The organism is Saliniramus fredricksonii (genome assembly GCF_900094735.1).
Taxonomy (GTDB): Bacteria; Pseudomonadota; Alphaproteobacteria; order Rhizobiales; family Beijerinckiaceae; genus Saliniramus; species Saliniramus fredricksonii.
Window position 1 is genome coordinate 173401 of sequence record NZ_FMBM01000003.1, and the last position, 22049, is coordinate 195449.

Genomic DNA, 22049 nt, shown 5'->3' on the forward strand with positions numbered 1-22049 from the left:
GGCTTACTCCGGGGCGCGTTCGGTGGCCAAGCCTTCGCTGCCGTGGAAGGCCTCGGCGAGGGTGCGGATTGCCGCAATGTTGCGCGGGCCGGGCGTCGCCTCGACGTAATCGAGCACCACGAAGCGGTCATTGACCACCGCATCCAACTCTGCGAGCGCCGGATTGCCGCGCAGGAAAGCGATCTTCTCCTCAGCGGTCACCTCGCCGTAATCGACGATGATGATCACTTGCGGATCGCGCGCGACCACCGGCTCCCAGGCCACCCGCGTCCAGGAGGTCTCGACATCATCCATGATGTTGCGCCCGCCGGCGGCGGCGATCATCGCGCTCGGCATGGCATAGCGCCCGGCGGTAAAGGGCGTGTCCTCGCCGCTGTCATAGACAAAGACGCGCAGGGGCTCACCTTCGGGAATTGCCTGCACGATCGCGTCAAGTTCGTCCTGCCAGCCGGCGATCAGCCCCTCGGCCCGCTCATCCACGCCGAAAATGGCGCCGAGGTTACGGATGTCGTTGAACATGTCGTCGATGGCGATGCGATCGCGCTCCATGATGTGGATGCAGCTCTCGGTGAGCTCGTAGACCGTGATCCCGAAGGGGGCGAGCGTCTCGGGCGTGACCTCGCCGCCCACGCGCATGCCGTAATTCCAGCCGGCGAACCAGAAATCGAGATCGGCGCCGATCAGCACCTCGCGGGTGGGATAGCGCGCGGAGAGTTCGGGAAGCTCCGCCACGCCTTCGCGCATGGTCTCATCGAGCTTGTTCCAGCCGGAAATCCCGGTATAGCCCACCATCGAATCCGTCAGGCCGAGCACCAGCATCATCTCGGTGAGATTGACGTCATTCGAGGCTGCACGCTGCGGCGGCGCGTCGAACGTGATCTCGCGGTCGCAGCTCTGCACGGTGACGGGATGCGCCTCTACCGGCGTGATCGGCAGGCCGAGAGCGAGATTGGCGAGGAGCAGGCCGGCAACAGCCGGGCAGCCACGGTTCATGACGATTTTTCCCTTTGCGGAATGGTTGGCATGGTTGCCTGGAAATGCGCCTCGGTGGGCAGCGCGAAATCGAAACCCGCCGATGCGCGCGGCGTCGCCACGACACGAAAGGCGCGCGCGATCAGCTCGGGGGTGAGCACCGCCTCCACCGGCCCGAAGGCGAGCGGGTGGCCATCGGCCAGGACGAGCAGATCATCGGCGAAGCCGTGGACGAGGTTGAGATCATGCAATGAGGCCACGACCGTGGCGCCGAGCCCGCGCACCAGCCGCAGCACTTCGAGCTGGTGGCGGATATCGAGATGGTTGGTCGGCTCGTCGAGGACGATAAGCCCCGGCTCCTGCGCCAGCGCCCGCGCCACCATCACCCGCTGGCGCTCACCGCCGGAGAGCGTGCCGAAGGGGCGCTGCGCGAAATCATGCAGATCAAGCCGCTCCAGCGCGTGATCGACGATATGCAAATCCTGCGCCGAGAGACCTGCCAGCGCCCGCCGATGCGGCGCGCGCCCGAGCGCGACGATCTCCACGACCGTAAGCGCGAAATCCGTCGGCTGCTCCTGAAGCACCGCCGCCACGCGCTGCGCCACGCGGCGCGCGGGCATGGCCCGGATATCCTGCCCGTCGAGCAGGACGCGGCCGGCTTGCGGCTTGTGGAAACGGTAGATCAGCCGCAGGAGCGTGGATTTGCCGGCACCATTCGCGCCGAGCACGCCCAGGACACGGCCGGGAGCGAGATCCAGGCTGACCGGATGCAGGATGCCGTTCCCCCAGGTGACGGCCTCAAGAGCGAGCCGGGCGGCGGCGGGAGGCGGGCAACTCATGATCCTGCCCGGCGCCGCATCGGACCTTGCACAGCCATGAACGCACGACAACGACCGTCGCAAAGCGGACGCGATGCATGACTCATGCTCTCAGAATGCGGATTTGCGTGCTGCATTTGGCCCTCTGCCTGCGAAAGCAGGGGGCACAGGTTGCCAGACGCATGACACGCGTGAGCGCGCTTTGATCATTTGGCCTCCTCCGGACACCCCGCCGGTCTGGTGTTGCATCGGCGATGGCAGGTCTCCTGGCTCGCAGGTCATCGCGCCTCTCCGCCTTCCCGCTCCCGTTTCCGGAAGCAGTGGCATGAAGGGGGCGCTCTCCGCTCACAGTTGCGGGGGCAGCACCGGAATTGCACATCGTCTCGCAGGAGGCGATCCGCGCACCGGTTTCCCTATTCTCCCGGCTTGCACCGGGCACCATCGCGATCTTGGTAGCAGGGCCGGTTGCGCCGGCCAAGGGCCGATCCGCCGACGATGGTGGTTTTCCGGACGAAAACGGCGACCGGCCCGTCTGGCCGATCGCCGCCGATCGTGACTGCTGACCCGCTCAACGCTCCGGATCGTCTCCCCGGGTATCGTCTCCCGCAGAATCGTCGCCCCCCGGATCCCCGGCATCCGGCGTCTCGCCTGACGCGCCGCCCTCTGCGGAACCGGCTCCGGTTTCCGGCGTCTCGCCGAGATCGACCTCGTCATCGACGACGGCCGCTTCCGTTTCGCCTTCGATATGTTCGACTGAGACGACCCGCTCGTCAGCGGCGGTGTTGAACACGATGACGCCCTGGGTCGAGCGCCCGGCGATGCGGATTCCGTCCACCGGCACGCGGATCGTCTGGCCGCGATCGGTGATCAGCATGAGCTGGTCATGCTGCTCGACGGGGAAGGCGGAGACGAGTTTGCCGTTACGGTCATTGGTGACCATGCCGGTAATCCCTTTGCCGCCGCGCCCGGTGACACGATACTCGTAAGCCGAGGAGCGCTTGCCGTACCCGTTTTCGGACAGGCTCAGCACGAATTGCTCGGCAGCGCCCATCTCGGCATAGCGCTCCTGGCCGAGCTCGATATCGGCGGCATCCTCGCCATCGGCGGGCGGGCCGCTATTGGCCGCGCCCTCCTCCAGCTCGGCACCGGCGGCCCGGCGCATGGCCGAAGCGTGCCTGAGATAGGCCTGGCGTTCTTCCGCCGTCGCATCGACATGGCGCAGGATCGCGAGCGCAATCACCTTGTCGTCCCGGCCCAGCGCGATGCCGCGCACGCCGGTAGAATCGCGCCCCTTGAAGACGCGCACTTCCGGCACCGCGAAGCGGATGCACTGCCCCTTCAACGTGGTCAGGAGCACGTCGTCATCGGTCGAACAGACCTGCACATCGACGATGGCGTCGCCCTCGTCGAGCTTCATCGCGATCTTGCCGGCGCGGTTGACGTTGACGAAATCCGACAGCTTGTTGCGGCGGACATTGCCGCGCGCGGTCGCGAACATCACGTCGTAATTGTCCCAGGAATCCTCGTCCTCGGGCAGGGGCATGATCGTGGTGATGCGCTCCTCCTGATGGATCGGCAGCATGTTGACCAGCGCCTTGCCCTTGGCATTCGGCGCCGAAAGCGGCAGCCGCCAGACTTTTTCCTTGTAGACCTGCCCGCGTGATGAGAAAAACAGTACCGGCGTGTGGGTATTGGCCACGAAGAGCCGCGTGACGAAATCCTCCTCGCGGGTCGCCATGCCCGAGCGCCCCTTGCCGCCGCGCCGCTGCGCCCGATAGGTGGAGAGCGGCACGCGCTTGATGTAGCCGGCATGCGAGACGGTGACGACCATGTCCTCGCGCTGGATCAGATCCTCGACGTCGAAATCGGCGTCATGCTCGACGATCTGCGTCTTGCGCGGCGTGGCATAGGCCTCACGGATCTCGGCGAATTCCTCACCGATGATCTGCATGATGCGCGCACGCGAGCTCAGGATCTCGAGATAGTCTCGGATCTCGTCGGCGAGCTTCTTCAATTCGTCGCCGATCTCGTCCCGACCGAGCGCGGTGAGGCGCTGCAGGCGCAGGTCGAGGATGGCGCGCGCCTGCGTCTCCGACAGGCGGTAGGTCCCGTCCTCGGCAACGCGATGCAGCGGATCATCGACGAGCGCGATCAGCGGCGCGATGTCGTAGGCCGGCCAGTCGCGATCCATCAGCGCGGCGCGCGCGGCATTCGGATCCGGCGCGGTACGGATGAGGTGGATCACCTCATCAATATTGGCGACCGCGATGGCCAGCCCGCACAGGACATGGGCCCGATCGCGCGCCTTGCCCAGCAGGAACTTGGTGCGGCGGCTGACGACACTCTCGCGGAAATCCACGAAGGCGCGGATCATGTCCTTGAGATTCATCGTCTCCGGACGCCCGCCATTGAGCGCGACAAAGTTGCAGCCGAAGGAGGATTGCAAGGCCGTGAAGCGGTAGAGCTGGTTGAGCACGACATCCGCCACCGCGTCGCGCTTGAGCTCGATGACGATGCGCATGCCGTCGCGATCCGATTCGTCGCGCAGATCGGCAATGCCTTCCACCCGCTTCTCGCGCACCAGATCCGCAATGCGCTCGATCAGGGTGGATTTGTTCACCTGATAGGGGATCTCGGTGATGATGATCGCCTCGCGCTCCTTGCGGATCTCCTCGACATCCGCCTTCGCACGCATGATCACCGAGCCGCGCCCGGTATTATAGGCCGATCGGGCGCCGCTATATCCGAGGATCAGCCCGCCCGTGGGGAAATCCGGGCCGGGGACGATCTCGATCAGATCGTCGATGGAGATCGCCGGATTCGCGATATAGGCAAAGCAGGCATCGATCACTTCGCCGAGATTATGCGGCGGGATATTGGTCGCCATGCCCACCGCGATGCCGCCGGCGCCGTTCACCAGCAGATTGGGGAAACGCGCTGGCAGGACGACGGGCTCCATCTCCTTGCCGTCGTAGTTCTCATCGAAATCGACCGTGTTCTTGTCGATATCGTCGAGCAGCGCCACGGCGGGTTTCGCCAAGCGGCACTCGGTATAGCGCATGGCCGCCGCCGGATCGCCGTCCACCGAGCCGAAATTGCCCTGCCCGTCGATCAGCGGCAGGCGCATGGAGAAATCCTGCGCCATGCGCACCAGCGCGTCGTAGATCGCGGAATCGCCGTGCGGGTGATATTTACCCATCACGTCGCCGACGACGCGGGCGCATTTCACATAGGGCTTCTCCGGCATGTAGCCGCTCTCGTGCATCGCATAGAGGATGCGCCGATGCACCGGCTTGAGCCCGTCGCGCACATCGGGAAGCGCGCGCGAGACGATCACGCTCATGGCGTAATCGAGATAGGATTTCTTCATCTCCTCGACGATGGAGATGCTCTTCACGTCGCCGCCGGGCGGCGGACCATCGGGGCGGGTCTGATCGTTATCGGCCAAGGTTTTTCTTTCTCGTCGAAACGTGGGGGCGGCGCGGAACCGGGCTTGTACCGGACCCTGCCGAATCTGCACGACAATCCGGTTTTGTGATGGCGGTTTTCGCCCGCATTTTCAAGCGTTACGGCCAATTCAGCCGGGGATAGTTCAGCCGAACACCACCGCATGCATGACGCGACCGGGCAGCAGCGTGAAAGCGCCGGTCAGAACCAGCGCGAAAATGAACAGATTGATCATGATCGCCCGATGCGCCTTCACCTCTTGCCGGCGTGCCTTGATGATGGCGACGACGATCATCACCGTGGTGAAGACGGATAACCCGTGGATCCAGCTGAACCGCCCGACGATCGGATTGGCGCTGATCAGGAACGACGACAGCGTCGTCACCAGCATCAGGCTGACCCAGCCATAGCCGAGCACCCGGTGGATGGGTGCGCCGGCGGGCGTGGTGAACTGGGCAAGCCCCAGAAACAGCGCGCCGAGCGCGGCGAAGGTATGGATCTGGATGGCCGGCGGGGCGGCAAGGAGGATAGCGATATTCATCAGGGCAGTCCGTTCGCGCAAGGAGAATTGGCCACGATCATGCGCGACTGTAACAAGCTTGGCCTTTCCGGGACAGCAATGCCGCCCGCAATGCTTCGGCGTGCGGGGCCCCGCAATCCGTCCCGGGGGCTGGAAAGCCGGCGCGCAAGCTGCTTCATTGGGCGCAGACGAATCGTCATCCAGCGAACGGAGTGCTGCCATGGGCCGTCTTTCCACCCATGTGCTCGATACCGCCAACGGCAAGCCGGCGGGCGGGGTCGTAATCGTCCTCTACAGGCTGGAGGGTGACGGCAGCCGCACCATCCTCGTCGAGACCCGCACCAATGCCGACGGGCGCACCGACGGGCCGCTGCTCACGGGCGATGCCTTCATCTGCGGGCGCTACGAGCTCGTCTTCGCCATCGGCGATTATTTCCGTGCACAAGGCGCCGCCCTGCCCGAACCCGCCTTTCTCGACGAGGTCCCGATCCGCTTCGGCATCGCCGAGCCGGACGGGCATTACCACGTGCCGCTGCTCGCCTCGCCCTGGGGCTGCACCACCTATCGCGGGAGTTGATGCGATGCCCGATTATCCGCGCGACATGATCGGCTACGGCCCCAACCCGCCGCATCCGCGCTGGCCGGGTGATGCGCGCATCTGCGTGCAATTCGTGGTCAATTACGAGGAAGGCGGCGAAAACAGCATCCTGCACGGCGACCGCGCCTCCGAGGCCTTCCTGTCCGACATTGTCGGCGCGCAGCCCTGGCTCGGCCAGCGTCATCCCAGCATGGAATCGCTTTATGAATACGGCTCCCGCGCCGGGTTCTGGCGGCTGCACCGGCTCTTCACCGCCCGCGACATGCCCGTCACCGTCTTCGGCGTGGCGAGCGCCATGGCGCGCCATCCGCAAGCCGTCGCCGCCATGCGCGAGGCCGGTTGGGAGATCGCCAGCCACGGGCTGAAATGGATCGATTACAAGGATTTCAGCGCTGACGAAGAGCGCGCCCATATCCGCGAGGCGATCCGCATCCAGGAAGAACTCACCGGCACGCCTCCCCTCGGCTTCTACCAGGGCCGCACCTCCCCCAACACCCTGGATCTCGTCATGGAGGAAGGCGGCTTTCTCTACAGCGCCGACAGCTATGCCGACGACCTGCCCTACTGGATCGAAAGCGACGCCGGTACGCAGCTCGTCGTGCCCTATACGCTCGACGCCAACGACATGCGCTTTGCCACCGCGCAGGGTTTCAATGCGGGCGACCAGTTCTTCACCTATCTCAAGGACACGTTCGACACGCTCTATGCCGAGGGCGAGGATGCGCCGAAGATGATGTCGGTGGGGCTGCATTGCCGCCTCGCCGGGCGCCCGGGCCGCGCGGCGGCGCTGGCGCGCTTCATCAATTACGTCGCGAGCCACGAGCAGGTCTGGGTGGCGCGCCGGATCGATATCGCCCGTCACTGGGCGCGCCATCACCGCCCGGCGCATCTCACCCCTTCGAAGATGGCGCGCGGGCTCTTCGTCGGCCTGTTCGGCGACGTGTTCGAGCATTCCCGCTGGATCGCCGAGCGCACCCACGAGGCCGGACTCGGGCCCCAGGCCGACACGGCAGAGGGGCTGCATCAGGCGATGATGGCGGTGCTCGAAGCGGCACCGCGCGAGGCCAAACTCGCCCTGATCCGCGCCCATCCCGATCTCGCCGGGCGCCTGCAGGTCGCGGATATGGCGCCCGATTCGCAGGCCGAACAGGCCTCCGCCGGCCTCACCGCGCTCACGGAAGAGGAGCGCGACCGCTTTCTTGAACTCAACGATGCCTACAGGGCAAAGTTCGATTTCCCTTTCATCATGGCCGTGAAGGGAAAATCGAAGGGCGAAATCCTCGCCGCATTCGAGGCGCGGCTGGAAAACGATCCGGATGCGGAATTCGACACCGCCATGCGCGAGATCGGCCAGATCGCGCTGCTGCGACTGCAAGAGAAAGTTTGAGGCGAGCGTGTCCGCGGTGAGCGCTCGCGGCGAGCGGGTCCGACACCCGGCCTCAGCCCGCCGAGAGACCGCCATCGAGAGCCACGGCGTTCCCCGTCATGAAGCTGTTGGCGTCTGAGCAGATCCAGAGCATCGCACCGACCACCTCCTCAGCCGTTGCCGTGCGCCCCATCGGCACGGCGGAGACGAGCCGCGCGAGCGCTTCGTCGGGGGCATGCTGCATGCTCTCGACCATGGCATCGACCATCGGCGTCGCCGCGAATGACGGGCACAGGGCGTTGATGCGCACGCCGCGCTTCGCCGTCTCGATCGCCGCCGAGCGGGTCAGCCCGACCACCGCGTGCTTCGATGCGGCATAGGCGGCGAGCATCGGCGCGCCGACGAGACCGGCGACCGAGGCGACGTTGAGGATCACGCCGCCGCATCCGTCCCGCGCAAATTGCTCCTGCATCAGCGCGATCTCGCGGCGCATGACATGAAACGTGCCGAGCACGTTCACCTGCATCACCTGCTCCATCACCTGCGCCGGAGTCTCCGACAGGCGCATCAGATCCGGCGCGATCCCGGCATTGTTGATCGCGACATCGATCCGCCCGAAGCCCGCGACGCCTGCTGCGATCACCGCCTCGGCGGTGGCCTCATCCGTGATGTCGCCGGCCTGCGTGACGACCGCGCCGTCCGGCAGATTGCCCACGAGCGCCGCCAGCGCATCCGCGTCGCGATCGGTCAGCACGAGCTTCGCGCCAGCCTTGGAGAAGCATCTGGCGGCTTCGCTCCCGAAACCGCCGGCGGCCCCGGTGATCAGCACGACCCTCCCCGCATAATCCGCGCTCACGAGGCTTCTCCCGCGATCTCGGCCATGGCCATGCGCGCGAGCAGCGGCACGGTCTCGCCCATGCGGATGCCGCGCTCGGGATTGGAGGCATTGCCGTCGAGGGCGCGTTTGTAGACGCCCTGCAGGATCGCGGCGAGGCGGAAGAAGGCGAAGGCGATATAGAAGGACCAGTCCGGAATCCCGTCGATCCCGCGCCGGGCGCAGTATTGCGCGACGTAATCCGCCTCGGTCGGAAGCCCGAGCGCCGCGCGATCAGCGTCGCCCATGCCGCGGAAGGCGCCCTGCGAGGGCAACCGCCATTGCATGCATTGATAGGCAAGATCCGCGTAGGGATGGCCGAGCGTCGACAATTCCCAGTCGAGAATGGCGAGGATGCGCGGCGCGGCGGGGTCAAAGATCATGTTGTCGTGACGGAAATCCCCATGGACCAGCGAGACCATCCCGTCATCCGCCGGCTGGTTCGTCTCGAGCCATGCGATCAGCGCGTCCATATCGGGAATCACTGCGGTCTCCGAGGCGCGGTATTGCTGGCCCCAGCGTCCGATCTGGCGCTCATAGTAACTGCCCGGCCTGCCGAAATCGGACAATCCAACCTGCGCCGGATCGACATCGTGAAGTGCTGCGAGCGCCGCGTTCATGGCGTCATAGAGCGCAACCCGCTCCGCCCGATCACAATCGGGCAGCAGCGCCTCCCAGAAGATCCGGCCTTCCAGATAATCCATCACGAAGAAGACCGAGCCTATGACGCTCTCGTCCTCGCAAAGATGGTGCATGCGCGGCACCGGAACGGGTGTGTCAGCCAAGGCCTGCATGACGCGATATTCGCGATCGACCGCATGGGCGGATTTCAGCAACTGCCCCGGCGGCTTGCGGCGCAGGACGTAGCGCCCCGTATCGGTGGTGAGAAGAAAGGTGGGATTGGATTGCCCGCCGGCGAATTTCTCCGCTTTCTGCAATGTCCCGAAACCGGCGATCTTTCCGGCGAGATAGGCGCCGAGGCTTTCTGTATCGAGGCTGGCGATGGCTGTGGTCACTGTGTCGCTCGCATGCAATGGCTGTCGACGCACAGTCTATCGCAGCCGCGCCCGGCATTCGCGCGGAATCACCGCGAAGCGGATGGGCAAAATTGAAAACGCCGTCGCCGGCGCGGCAGGCTCAGTACAACCCGCTCGCGCCGATGGAACTGCCGGGCGCATCCTCGGCGACGCCCCAATCGTCACCTGGCCCCACATCGCTCCAGGGGCTCCATTCCTCCGAAACGGCAGGCGGCGCATCAGGGCCGGGTTCACCCGCATCGCCGTCGAACTCGCTGATACTGTCGAAACCCCAATCCGCATCCAGCCCGGTTCCCGCCAGATTCGACGGTGGCGCGGTACCCGGCTTGAAGGCTTCGCGAATCGTGCCCGGCGCGCCGGGGCCGCTGCGGGTGCCGTCGCTGGCATTGACATGCACCAGCTTGATGCCGGGCGGGACGCGGAACGGGGTGGCGGGCTCGTCTTCGAGCGCCATCGCCATGAAGTCGCGGAAGATCGGCGCGGCATAGGTGCCCGCCGCGACCCGGCGCCCCAGCGAGCGCGGCTGATCGAAGCCGATATAGACGCCGACCGCGAGGTCCGGCGAGAACCCGACGAACCAGACGTCGCGCGCGTCGTTCGTGGTGCCTGTCTTGCCGGCAAGCGGCTTGCCGACGGCCTGCACCGTGCGCGCCGTGCCGCGCTCGACGACGCCTTCGAGAATCGAGGTCATCTGATAGGCGGAATGCGGATCGATCACCTGTTCGCGCTCGTCGATCAGCACGGGTTCGTTCTGCCCCGACCAGCCATCGGCGACACAGCCGTGACATTCGCGGCGGTCGTGCCGGAAGATGGTCTCGCCGGTGCGGTCCTGAATGCGGTCGACGAGGGTGGGGCGAATGCGCTTGCCGCCATTGACCAGCATCGCATAGGCCGCCGTCATCCGCATCACGGTGGTCTCGCCCGCGCCCAGCGACATCGAGAGCAGCGGCGCCATGTCGTCATAGACGCCGAAGCGGCGCGAATATTCCGCAATCATCGGCATGCCGACATTCTGTGCCAGGCGCACCGTCATCAGGTTCTTGGAGAACTCGATCCCGTAGCGCAATGTGCGCGGCCCGGCGAAGCTGTTGTCGTAATTGGTCGGCGACCAGGGGTCCGAGCCTGGATTGTCGATGGTGATCGGCCCGTCCAGCACGATGCTCGACGGCGTGTAGCCATTGTCGAGCGCAGCCGCATAAACGAAGGGCTTGTAGGCCGATCCCGGCTGGCGGCGCGCCTGGGTGGCGCGGTTGAACTGGCTCTGGTCGAAGGAGAAGCCGCCGACGATTGCATGCACGCGCCCGCTATGGGGATCCATCGCCACGAGACCGCCGGAGACTTCTGGAACCTGACGCAGACGAAATTCGCGATCCCCCGAGAGCGGTTCGACATAGACCACGTCACCCGGATCGAGCGCCTCGGCAACCGAGCGGTTGGTCCATTCCACCCCGGCCGCGCGAATCACGCCGGTCTCGCGCTCCGCGACAACCTCGCCGTTGGATGCGCGTTCGGGCTGCAGGCCGATGCGGGCTTCCCCATCGGCAATCTCGAGCACCACGGCAAGCCGCCAGGGATCGACATCACGCAGCGCGGAGATTTCGGCCAGCAGAGCGCCCCATTCGCCGGTGTTCAGATCGAGTTGCTCCTGCGCCCCGCGCCAGCCACCCCGGCTTTCGTCATAGCGTACCAGCCCGTCGACGAGCGCCTTGCGGGCCATGGCCTGCATGCGCGGATCGAGCGTGGACCGCACCGACAGCCCACCCTCGTAGAGTTTTTCGGGACCGTAGAAATTCGTGATCTCGCGGCGCACTTCCTCCACGAAATAGCCGGCGGCGAGGGTGTTGGGAGACACGTTGCGCGGGTTGACGACCAGCGGCTCCGCCTTGGCGGCCTCGGCCTCCTCGGCAGTGACATAGCCGTTATCGACCATCCGATCGAGCACCCAGTTGCGCCGCCCGACCGCTTCAGCCTCGCGACGGAAGGGGTGGTAGTTGTTGGGCGCCTTGGGCAGCGCGGCCAGATAGGCCATCTCGGCGAGGGTGAGCTCGTGCACCGACTTGCCGAAATAATCCAGCGCGGCGGCGGCCACGCCATGCAGATTGCGCCCGGGCGTCAGGGTGCCGAGGAAAATCTCGTTCAGGTAGAGTTCGAGTATCGTGTCCTTGCTGAAGGCGGATTCCATGCGAAAGGCAATCAGCGCCTCGCGAATCTTGCGGTTGATCGTCTGTTCGGAGGAGAGCAGGAAGTTCTTGGCAACCTGCTGGGTGATGGTCGAGGCGCCCTGCTGAATCCGACCGCCACTGGCGAGATTGGCCACCGCCGCGCGCACGATGCCCTCGGGATCAACGCCGTGATGCTGGTAGAAATTCTTGTCTTCCGCCGAAAGAAACGCGGCCTTGAGCGTGTCCGGGATCGCCCCGATCGGCAGATAGAGGCGCCGTTCGCTGGCATATTCGGCAACGAGGCTGCCATCTGCGGCATGGACGCGACTCATGACCGGGGGCTCGTACTCGGCAAGTTGTTCGTGATCGGGCAGATCCTGCGAAAAATGCATGAAAGCCACGGCAGCCACGGCCGAGCCGATCAGGAACAGCATGAATCCGGCGCTGAACAGAATGCCGAAAAATCTCAATATGAGCCGCATGATCACGTGATCAGCCCCTTTGCCGTCTCTTCAAGTCGCGCACCCGCGAATCCGGATCCGCAAATCCCGAGGCACGCATCCTACCGCATCGCGGCACCCGTGTTAAATCGCCCGGCCATACCGAGGGCTGATACACACAACGCATCTATGGTGAAACTGGGGCGAGGCCCCGATTCGCGAAACGGACCGTAAAATAGGTCCCGATTGCCTCGGCCATGGATCGGGTGGTCTTGTCGCGCCATTCCTGCGAACGCAACAGCGCGATGTCGCGCCGGCTCGAGAGATAACCGAGCTCGACGAGAACGGAAGGCACATCCGGCGCGCGCAGGACCCTGAAACCCGCCTGTCGCAACGGATTGCGGTTGAGGCGCGCGATATTCTCCATCTCGTCGACGAGATAGCGCGCAAAGCCGTGGGAGAAGCCCCGCGTCTCGCGGCGGGTGAGATCCATCAGGATGTCGTCGACACCGTTGTCGATGCGCTCTTCCTCGACACCGGCAGCGGCATCGGCGCGGTTCTCGCGCTCGGCGAGCCGCGCTGATTCGGCATCCGATGCCTGTTCCGAACCCGTATAGACGGTCAGGCCGCGCACCTGCGGTGCCGAGGAAATCGAATCGGCATGGATCGAGATGAACAGATCCGCCCGGGCCTTGCGGGCGATGCGCACGCGATCGGCCAGGGCAACGAAGACATCGTCGCCGCGCGTCATGATGACCTGGTAGCGCCCGCTCTGCTCGAGCCGCTCGCGCAGGCGCAGGCCGAAAGCGAGAACGATATCCTTCTCCAGCACGCCACCGGTGGCGACGGCGCCGGGATCGACGCCACCATGGCCGGGATCGATCACGATGACCGGGCGATCATCAAGCTCCCCGATCTGCGCCGCGATGGCACTGCTGCGCGCGGCGGCCTCTGCCAGATCCTGCGTATCACGCGCAACCACCTTGGTGAAACGGTCGCGATCCACGGGGGTGAGCGTGATCGTGAAGAAATGCGCACCGTCCGCCTCCCGCTCACGCGAGGCGAGCGAAGTCGCCAGCGCGGGCCCGGCGAGATCGATCACGACGCGCGAGCGCTCGCGCGCGAACAGCCCGTAACGAAAATGTGATATCAGCCCGCCACTGCGCGCCTGATCGGCCGGCAACTGAAAATTCACGCGCGGCAGATCGATGATGACGCGCTCCGGTGAGCCGGTATGCAGGGCCCGGCCCTCCAGCGGACCGCTGAGCTTGAAGACGAGGCGCGTCTCTTGCGCTTCCGCTTCGATCGCGACGTCGATGGCGACGATGCTGCCGGGCGATTCCGACTCCTGCGCAAACGCAATGCTGGCAGGGGCGAGCATGAGCACGAGCATGGCGAGAGCGCACAGGATGTCCGGGAGATCGGCGAATGGCCGCAGCTTCGCCATCGGGCGGCGCAGATGCCGCTCCTGATTGCAGTATGGAATCGGCGCAGGCCTCATCAGGTGCTCCCGGCGTCGCGCACGCCCTACCGCATTAGGGCGCGATGGTTAACAGTTCGTGAACGCCGTCACGCGCCTCGTGCAACAAGCGTGTTTTTTGCGCAACGGCCAAACGCGCTCTTGCCAAATCCCGTAAATGGTCTGTATTGAAAAAGACCCCGTCCGGCTCAGCCGATTCCGGCGAGGGCGCCTTGATTTCGGGAGAGCGGCCTCAAATGCAATGCCGACCCGCGCGCCCCCACCGGCGAAAAGCCCCGATAATCGGCCGGAGCGGTGTCACGCATGCGGCGCAATCGCCCGCGTGATTTGCCGATGACCGGCTTGCCGGCCCATCGAATTCGAAGGGAATGTTCGGAGATGAGCGCAGGAAGGACACAAGCTTTGATGCTCGTCGTCGCTTCTCCTCAAGCGCTCGGATCGCCAGCCGCCGCCGTTGGCGTGCGGTGCGGTCTTCCGGTTCCCAAGGTCAACCCGAAGCGCGGCGCATCGCGGCGCTTCCCGGCGTTCGGCCCCGACCAGGCAATGGCCAGATTGATCCGAGCGGTAGCGCGGCGCGCACCGACCTCGCCATCCCCCTCGCCAGAAGCCGCCGGGACGGCCGACGCCATGTCGAGAGTTTTCCATGGCAAACAAGATGTTGATCGACGCATCACACCCGGAGGAAACCCGGGTCGTGGTCGTCCGCGGACAAAGGGTCGAGGAATTCGACTTCGAGGCCGCCAATCGCAAACAGCTCAGAGGTAATATCTATCTTGCGAAAGTGACCCGCGTGGAGCCCTCGCTCCAGGCGGCCTTCGTCGAATATGGCGGCAATCGCCACGGCTTCCTCGCCTTCAGCGAAATCCATCCCGATTATTACCAGATCCCCACGGCGGATCGGCAGGCCCTGCTCGAGGACGAGGCGGCCCGCGAGAAGGAGAAGGACAAGGAAGAGGAAAAGCGCCCCAACCGCCGGCGGGTCAAGTTCAAGGCCGGCGGGAACGGCGATGACGCCGTGTCCGAGGACACCGATAACGACAACGGGTCCGATGGGCAGGGCGATTCCCGCAATGACGGCGATGACGAGGATTCCGTCGAGCAGCTCGGCGGCGATGCGCTTGAGGAAATGCCCGAGCGCCGGAATCCGCGCCGGCAATACAAGATCCAGGAAGTCATCAAGCGCCGGCAGATCCTGCTCGTGCAGGTCGTCAAGGAAGAGCGTGGCACCAAGGGCGCGGCGCTCACCACCTATCTGTCGCTGGCGGGCCGTTATTCGGTTCTGATGCCCAACACCGCGCGCGGTGGCGGGATCTCGCGCAAGATCACCAATGCCGATGACCGCAAGCGGCTCAAGGCTGTCGCCGAAGAGCTCGAAGTGCCCGATGGCATGGGCGTGATCCTGCGCACTGCCGGCGCATCGCGCACCAAGGCCGAGATCCGCCGCGATTTCGATTACCTGATGCGTGCCTGGGAGAATGTGCGCGAGGCGACGATGTCCTCCTCGGCCCCGGCGCTGGTCTATGAGGAAGGCTCGCTGATCAAGCGCGCCATCCGCGATCTCTACAACAAGGATATCGATGAGGTCCTGGTCTCCGGCGACGAAGGCTATCGCGAGGCCAAGGACTTCATGCGCATGCTGATGCCCAGCCACGCCAAGGCAGTGAAGGCCTACAAGGAGCCCACCCCGCTGTTTGCAGCCTTCGGCGTCGAAGCACAGCTCGACGCCATGTTCTCGAGCCAGGTCTCCCTCAAATCGGGCGGATATCTCGTCATCAATCCGACCGAGGCGCTCGTTTCGATCGACGTCAATTCCGGGCGCTCCACCCGCGAGCACAATATCGAGGATACGGCCCTCAAGACCAATCTGGAGGCCGCCGACGAGGTGGCACGCCAGTTGCGGCTGCGCGATCTGGCGGGGCTGATCGTCATCGATTTCATCGACATGGACGAGAAGCGCAACAACCGCGCCGTCGAGAAACGCCTCAAGGACGCGCTCAAGAGCGACCGGGCGCGCATCCAGATCGGGCGGATATCGCCATTCGGGCTGCTCGAAATGTCACGCCAGCGCATGCGCACCGGTGTGCTCGAGAGTTCATCCGTGATCTGCCCGACCTGTGGCGGCTCCGGCTATGTGCGTGCCACGCCCTCGATCGCGCTGCATGTGCTGCGTTCCGTCGAGGAGATGCTGATCAAGAGCGCCGCGCATGATCTCACCATCCGGACCGATTTCGCCGTCGCATTCTACATTCTCAACCAGAAGCGCGGCTCCCTGCGCGAACTGGAGGAGCGTTTCGGCGTCGAGATCACGGTGAGCGCAGACGAAACCTTGTCCTCTTCGACGCCATTTGCAGTCGATCGCGGCGCACCGGCCAGCCGGGCGGGCGCGCCGCGCGGGCGCGAGGCGATTGCGGCGGAACCGGTGACGGCCGCCGGAACCATCGAGGAGGCCGATGCCGAAGAGGCCGATCAGGAAACCGCCCCGCGCGAAACGGGTTCGGAAGACGAGGGCGGCGATGCCGGTACGCGCCGGCGGCGCAGGCGCCGTCGCCGTCGTGGACGCAGCGGCGAGAACGGCGAAGCCTACGCACAGAACGGCGATGGCCGGAACGGTGACGAGGATGACGCCGACGAGGAAGAGGGGCAGGCGCACGACGACCAGGCCGACGATGATCGCGACGCTTCCGAGACCTCCGCGCACACCTCCGCACGCAGCGAGGAGGCGGAGGATCAGGGCGAAGCCGAGGGCAGACGCCGCCGGGGCCGTCGCGGTGGTCGCCGCAATCGGCGCGGCCCGGATGACGCCGTTTCGCGCTCCGATGCCGCGAACGACGATGGCCGGCAGGATGGTGCCGAACAGGACGCTCAGGCTGATGACGGCGATGTGGTGCATGTTCCGATAAGCGAAGGCAACGCTCCGGACGAGGCTGCTCCCGAACAGACCGGGGACGCCGCCGCAGCGCAGCCGGAGGCGCCGGAAGAGCCCAAATCCGCACCGCGTCGTCGGACCCGCAGGAAGGCGGCGAAACCCGCCACGACGGAACCGGATTCGGTCGCCGAGGGCGATGGTACGCAGGAGCCGGCATCCGCAGAGGCGGAAGAAGGCGAAGCCAAGCCCAGGAAAAAGCGCGCTCCGGCAAAACGCGCAGGCACCCGCCGCAAGGCCGCCAAGCCGGACGACACTGCGGTTGCGGAGGCACCTGCGGAGGGTGACACGGCGGAGCCCGTCGCGGCTGCGCCCGAATCCGAGCCCGAGACCACATCTCCCGCAGGCGATTCGGGGGATGGTGTCGCATTGCAGCCGGAAGCGGCCGGCAATGGCGATGCCGCGCAGGTCGAAACGCCTGAGGAAGAACAGGCTCCGACACCGCCGCCGGAACCGGTCACGGTGGTGCTCACCCCGCCCGACCCCGAGCGGCCCAAACGTGCCGGCTGGTGGTCGAAGGCGAAGACGATCATTACCGGTCAGGATTGATCATCGCGAACCCCTCGCTCCGGCGAGGGGTTCTTTTTTGCGCCGGCTCAGCCGAGCCAGGCCCCGAGCCGCCGCATTCCCTCACGGCAATCCTCCTCCGTGCCAGCGAAGGAGAGCCGCATGTGATGCGCGCCCTCGGCCGGGTCGAAATCGAGCCCCGGCGTCGCCGCAATCCCCGCCTCATCGAGCATGCGCTTGCAGAAATCGAGCGAGTCGTTGGTGAAGCGGGCGATATCGGCATAGACGTAGAATGCGCCGTCGACCGGGTGCATGTCGGTGATGCCGATACGCGGCAAGGCCTCCAGCAGGATTTCCCGGTTGCGCGCATAACCCGCCTTGATCACCTCGAGCTCGTCGGTCGCCTCGAAAGCCGCGATGGCCGCGACCTGCGAGATGTAGGGGGCGGAGATATAGAGGCTTTGCGCCAGCACCTCGACCGGGCGCACCAGAGCCGGCGGCAACACCAGCCAGCCGATGCGCCAGCCGGTCATGCAATAATATTTCGAGAAGCTGTTGACGATCACCGCATCGGGATCGACGGCGAGCGCGGTCTGCGCCGGCGCGTCATAGGTCAGCCCGTGATAGATCTCGTCGGAGACGAACCAGATCCCCGCCTCGCGACAGGCCGCCCCCAGATCGGCGAGCCCGGCGCGCCCGATCATGGTGCCCGACGGATTGGCAGGGCTCATGGCCAGCACGCCCTTGAGCGGCTTGTGCGCATGCGCCGCGCGCACCGCCCGCGCCGTCATCACGTAACCATCCGCCTTCTCCAGCGGAATGGTTACCACCTCGACGCCCAGCGCCTCGAAGATGTTGCGATAGGCCGGATAGCCGGGTGCGGTGATGGCGACACGGTCGCCGGGTTCGAACATGGCGAGAAAGGCGAGCACGAAACCCGCCGAGGAGCCCGTCGTCACCGCGATCCGCTCCGGCCCGACCTCGACCCCATAGGCGTCGCGATAATGGCGCGCGATCCGCGCGCGCAGGGCCGCGAGGCCGAGCGCCTCGGTATAGCCGATCCGCCCCGTATCGATCGCGGCCTTGGCGGCTTCGCGCACGGCCAGTGGCGCCGGCGCGCCCGGCTGCCCGACTTCCATATGCACCACCGAATCACCCCGCCGCTCCTTCTCGGCGGCGCGCGCGAGCACATCCATGGCAAGGAAGGGCGCGACCCGCTGCACGCGGGCAGCGATGGCGGGCGATGATTGCGCGGGATCGAAGGACATGCAGGGCTCCACGATGATGGATACGCGTCCAATGGCCGGGCGCGTCTACCGATCTGACTAGACGTTCGCATGCCCGTCGCGCAAGGGGCTGCCACAAGAGGTCTTTGCAAAGGCTGCAGAAATCGATCCGGCAGCACCGCTCCCTCCCCGTCAGCCTCGCGGCGTGGGCCTGACCATATGCGTAATCCTCCCGATATTAATATTAGAATTATCTAATATTCTCGCATCAGATTTTGGCGATCACCCATCGCCCCCCGTCCATCGCCGCTCATGCAAAAAGGAGCCGACCATGTCCGATGCCGCCCGGCCGCAGGCCTCTCCCTATACGCCGCAATATTTCCTCGCCGCGCTCGGCGCCGGCGGGCTCGCGGTGAGTTTCTTCATGTATCTTCTCTGGATGACGCCGCATGACGGCTCACCGATCCCGCATTTCGCCTCGCTGAGCACCGATTTCGCAACCGCCGGCCTCGCCCTGCAGGGGCTGATGGCCGTGGCGATTGCCGGAATCGCATTTTTTGCGATCTGGCATGTGCGCCTGATGGCCTGGAATCTCGGGCGCTACACGGCCTGGCGGCGTACGCCGGCTTTCGCCCGGTTCCGCGAGGGCAATATGGAGAGCCAGCTGATGGCCCTGCCACTGGCGCTCGCCATGAGTGTCAATGTTGCCTTCATTCTCGGCGCCGTTTTCGTGCCGGGTCTGTGGGGCGTGCGCGAGGCGCTGTTCCCGCTCGCGCTGGCCGCTTTCGCCGGAATCGGCATTCTCGCCTTCCGGATCTATCTCGCCTTCATTTCCCGCGTCCTCGTCGAGGGTGGCTATGAATGCGCCAAGAGCAACAATCTCGGCCAGATGATCGCCGTCTTCGCCTTCGCCATGATCGGTGTGGGCTTCTCCGCCTCCGCCGCGATGAGCGCCGTGCCGGCCACCGCCGCGATCGGCTTCGTCGGTGCCAGCTTCTTCCTCGCCACCGCCATCGTGCTCGGCGCGATCAAGCTGGTGCTGGGTTTTCGGGCAATGATGGAGTTTCGTGCCGGGGCCGAGACGACTCCCACCCTGTGGATCGTGATCCCGCTCCTCACGGTGATCGGTATCGGCATCTATCGTCTGAAGATGAGCCTTGCACATCAGTTCGGCGTGCCTGTCAGCGAAGGCGAGATCTTTGCCCTGCTTTCGGCCTTTCTGGGCATCCAGTTGCTCTTCGGCCTGATCGGCTGGGCCGTGATGCAGCGCGTCGGTTATTTCGGACGCTGGGTCAATGGCCCCGAGAAGTCACCCGGCGCCTTCGCCCTCGTCTGCCCCGGTGTCGCCCTGTTCGTCTTCGGCAACTTCATGATCAATCCCGGTCTCGTCGGGATCGGTGTCGTGGCGCCGTTCTCGCTGGCTTATGGCGCGCTTTATCTGCCCCTCATCGGCGTGCAGATCGCCACGATCTGGCTGTTCGTGAAGCTCACCCGCAAGCTGATCGCCGATCATGTCGGTGCGGGTGATCGCGCAGCGTTGCAGGGCGAGGGCCTCGCGACCGGGCAGGCCGCCTGATTCGCCCCGCATTGTGATCCAGACCCGAGCGCCGGCGGCAAGTCTCCGCCGGCGCTTTCTCATGCGCCCGTCTTACAGCTTCGACCTGTCGCCAGAGAGCGCGGAGAGAATGATGAAGACCCCCAATGCGATCAGGATGGCGGGGCCGAAACCAATATCGGCACCGCCCTCGATCAGCATGCCGCCGATCAGACCGGTCGCCCCGGCAATCACCCGGAACAGATCGTAACGAAGGCCGAAACGCCGGCGCGTCAGCTGCTCGACCAGCAGAATGATGCCGATCCCGGCCAGAGCGATCCCCCAGCCGAGGCCGGCCCACAGGGCGATGCCGAGCCAGGTCGCCATGCCGCCGCCGGCCAGTGCAGAGTGCTTGTCGGCAAGACGCTTCCATTGTTTGCGCATGCCCTTCGCTGCGCCTGTTTCATCCTCGGGGCTGATGCTCCCGGCAATCTCGTCCGGTGTGCTGCCGCTTTCCCGGTCATCAGACATGGCGCGCCCCTTGTCGTGCCTCGCATATTCCCGCCGCATGCGTGCAGAGTGCAGATGCATGCGCGGCGATGCAAGAAGCGCGATTAACGCGCTGTTAGGGTTAATCAATTATTTCCGGAGATAACGAAGCGAATCCGGCATGGAGAGCAAGCATGGCGTCGATATTCCGCCGCGTGACGGGACGTCCCGCAAGGCGTCTGTGCACCGTCGCCCTGGTCGCACTGGCAGCTGCGGGCTGCTTCAACCGCAATCCGACCACGACGGGCTCGATCGATCCGCAGGCCACCAGGCAGATGAGCCAGAGCGATCTGCGCGCGCATGCCGAGGCATTGGCCGAACGCCATGCGCGCAATCCGGACGATGTGCAGGTCACGGTGGCCTATGCCAGCGTGCTGCGCCGGCTTGATCAGCGCGCCCAGGCCGTTGCGGTGCTGCAATCCGCCTCGATCCGAACCCCCGACAATATGGAACTGCTCGGCGCCTATGGCCGCGCCCTGGCTGGTGTCGGGCGCTTCGAGGAGGCGGATTCCGTCCTTGCGCGGGCGCATCTGCCCGAGAACCCCGATTGGCGCATCCTCTCCGCGCAGGGGACCGTCGCCGACCAGCTCGGTGACCAGGAACGCGCACGCGGCTACTATGAGGCCGCCTTGCGGATCCAGCCGGACGAGCCCTCGATCCTGTCGAATTACGGGCTGTCGCTGGCACTGGCGAATGAATTGCCGCGCGCCGAGAGCAAGCTGCGCCAGGCTGCCGAACATCCGCGCGCGGATAAGCGGGTGCGCCAGAACCTTGCACTCGTCCTCGGCCTGAGCGGCAAGTTCGACGAGGCGGAGAAAGTGCTCGCCCGGGATCTGTCACGTCAGGAAGTCGCCGAATCGCTCGAATCGATCCGCGCGATGATGAGCGAGCGCAACAGCTGGGCGGCGATCCGCGAAGCTGACGCCGGCAGCTGAAATGCCGTATCGGTCCGCGTGTTCAGCGTGGCCCGGCCTCGGGCGTGATCACGCCCGCCGCTTCGAGTTCCGCGTGGTCGGGATACCACATGGGTGATGTCGGCAGCTCGGCCAGTTTCGCGACGAAATCCTCGGAGATCGCCTGCGCGCGGTAAATGGCGAGATCGCGCTGCATTTCCGCTTTCGGGTCGATCATGCCGAAATGGCGATCATGGCGCATCGCGTAGCCGTGCAGTCCCAGCCGCGCATCCGGGTCCAGCGTCCGCTGCGCGCCGCCGGCGAAGATCAGGGCGCAGGCCGAGGCACAATGGCCCTCGACATGGGTGGCGATGCGATGTGCGCGCAAGACCGTGACCACGCCGCGCGCCTCGGCAATGTAGCCGCCATTGCTGTCGAGGACGATGCGCCTGATCTGCGGATGAGCCGCGACCGCCTCGCGCAAGGCGGCGGTGAGGCCGAAATCGACGGTCCCGGAGAAGTGCAGGATCCGCCCGTCCTCGCTGATAGCCAATGTGAATTGCGGCGATGGTGGCACGCGTGAGGGGGGCGGGCGGATTTCGGATCTCCAGATCGCGAAGCCGACCACGGCAAGAATCCCGAGCGCCAGCCCCAGCAAACCGCGCAGAACATAGATATCGACCGGGCGCTGTCGCATCGGCGC

Annotated in this window: 16 protein-coding genes and 1 riboswitch; of the genes, 5 read left to right on the forward strand and 11 right to left on the reverse strand. The window is 65.5% G+C overall.

The annotated features are described in order from the left end of the window. Positions 1 to 3: 3 nt before the first annotated feature. From GA0071312_RS18155 to GA0071312_RS18170, 4 genes are all read right to left on the reverse strand, one after another. Entirely contained in the window at positions 4 to 993 is a 990-nt protein-coding gene (locus tag GA0071312_RS18155) for an ABC transporter substrate-binding protein (RefSeq protein WP_074446444.1), read from the reverse strand. Further along, positions 990 to 1811 (reverse strand): ABC transporter ATP-binding protein, encoded by an 822-nt coding sequence (locus tag GA0071312_RS18160; RefSeq protein WP_074446445.1) that lies wholly within the window; start codon positions 1809 to 1811, stop codon positions 990 to 992. Before GA0071312_RS18160 ends, GA0071312_RS18155 begins: the two co-directional genes overlap by 4 nt. 218 nt (positions 1812 to 2029) lie before the next feature. Then, positions 2030 to 2248: riboswitch (cobalamin riboswitch) on the reverse strand. 110 nt (positions 2249 to 2358) lie between these two features. After that, positions 2359 to 5238, reverse strand: coding sequence for a DNA gyrase subunit A (gene gyrA / locus GA0071312_RS18165; RefSeq protein WP_083204738.1), 2880 nt, complete (start codon positions 5236 to 5238; stop codon positions 2359 to 2361). 144 nt (positions 5239 to 5382) lie between these two features. Next, entirely contained in the window at positions 5383 to 5778 is a 396-nt protein-coding gene (locus GA0071312_RS18170; protein ID WP_074446446.1) for a DUF2306 domain-containing protein, read from the reverse strand. Between the two features lie 199 nt (positions 5779 to 5977). Here GA0071312_RS18170 and uraH point away from each other — a divergent pair, with 199 nt between their 5' ends. Beyond that, positions 5978 to 6334, forward strand: a complete 357-nt coding sequence (uraH, locus tag GA0071312_RS18175; protein WP_074446447.1) for a hydroxyisourate hydrolase — start codon at positions 5978 to 5980, stop codon at positions 6332 to 6334. Between the two features lie 4 nt (positions 6335 to 6338). Next, entirely contained in the window at positions 6339 to 7742 is a 1404-nt protein-coding gene (gene puuE, locus GA0071312_RS18180) for an allantoinase PuuE (protein WP_074446448.1), read from the forward strand. 52 nt (positions 7743 to 7794) lie between these two features. Here puuE and GA0071312_RS18185 read toward each other — a convergent pair whose 3' ends face one another. The 4 genes from GA0071312_RS18185 to GA0071312_RS18200 all read right to left on the reverse strand — a co-directional run bounded on the left by GA0071312_RS18185 (position 7795) and on the right by GA0071312_RS18200 (position 13735). Next, positions 7795 to 8577: an SDR family NAD(P)-dependent oxidoreductase gene (locus tag GA0071312_RS18185; protein ID WP_074446449.1), complete on the reverse strand. Its 783-nt coding sequence runs from the start codon at positions 8575 to 8577 to the stop codon at positions 7795 to 7797. After that, positions 8574 to 9611: a phosphotransferase family protein gene (locus GA0071312_RS18190; protein ID WP_238947331.1), complete on the reverse strand. Its 1038-nt coding sequence runs from the start codon at positions 9609 to 9611 to the stop codon at positions 8574 to 8576. The genes GA0071312_RS18185 and GA0071312_RS18190 overlap by 4 nt, the downstream gene beginning before the upstream one ends. A 121-nt stretch (positions 9612 to 9732) precedes the next feature. Then, positions 9733 to 12276 (reverse strand): penicillin-binding protein 1A, encoded by a 2544-nt coding sequence (locus GA0071312_RS18195; protein ID WP_083204771.1) that lies wholly within the window; start codon positions 12274 to 12276, stop codon positions 9733 to 9735. A 145-nt stretch (positions 12277 to 12421) separates the two neighbouring features. Then, on the reverse strand, positions 12422 to 13735 hold the full coding sequence (locus GA0071312_RS18200; protein ID WP_108721938.1) for an N-acetylmuramoyl-L-alanine amidase: 1314 nt from the start codon (positions 13733 to 13735) through the stop codon (positions 12422 to 12424). 622 nt (positions 13736 to 14357) lie between these two features. Between GA0071312_RS18200 and GA0071312_RS18205 the strand changes: the two genes are divergently transcribed. Further along, positions 14358 to 17186 carry an Rne/Rng family ribonuclease gene (locus GA0071312_RS18205; RefSeq protein WP_074446451.1) on the forward strand — a complete coding sequence of 943 codons (2829 nt, stop codon included), beginning with the start codon at positions 14358 to 14360 and terminating at the stop codon, positions 17184 to 17186. Positions 17187 to 17233: 47 nt separating this feature from the next. On the opposite strand, the gene GA0071312_RS18210 is transcribed toward GA0071312_RS18205, so the two are convergent. Next, positions 17234 to 18412, reverse strand: coding sequence for a pyridoxal phosphate-dependent aminotransferase (locus tag GA0071312_RS18210; RefSeq protein ID WP_074446452.1), 1179 nt, complete (start codon positions 18410 to 18412; stop codon positions 17234 to 17236). 289 nt (positions 18413 to 18701) lie between these two features. On the opposite strand from GA0071312_RS18210, the gene GA0071312_RS18215 reads away from it, so the two are divergent. Then, entirely contained in the window at positions 18702 to 19946 is a 1245-nt protein-coding gene (locus GA0071312_RS18215) for a TsoY family (seleno)protein (protein ID WP_074446453.1), read from the forward strand. A 72-nt stretch (positions 19947 to 20018) separates the two neighbouring features. On the opposite strand, the gene GA0071312_RS18220 is transcribed toward GA0071312_RS18215, so the two are convergent. Then, positions 20019 to 20435, reverse strand: coding sequence for a hypothetical protein (locus tag GA0071312_RS18220; protein ID WP_131817867.1), 417 nt, complete (start codon positions 20433 to 20435; stop codon positions 20019 to 20021). Between the two features lie 152 nt (positions 20436 to 20587). Here GA0071312_RS18220 and GA0071312_RS18225 point away from each other — a divergent pair, with 152 nt between their 5' ends. Further along, positions 20588 to 21388: a tetratricopeptide repeat protein gene (locus tag GA0071312_RS18225; RefSeq protein WP_074446455.1), complete on the forward strand. Its 801-nt coding sequence runs from the start codon at positions 20588 to 20590 to the stop codon at positions 21386 to 21388. Positions 21389 to 21410: 22 nt separating this feature from the next. Here the strand turns inward: GA0071312_RS18225 and GA0071312_RS18230 are convergent, their stop codons facing one another. Next, entirely contained in the window at positions 21411 to 22043 is a 633-nt protein-coding gene (locus GA0071312_RS18230; RefSeq protein ID WP_074446456.1) for a COG3904 family protein, read from the reverse strand. Positions 22044 to 22049: the final 6 nt, after the last annotated feature.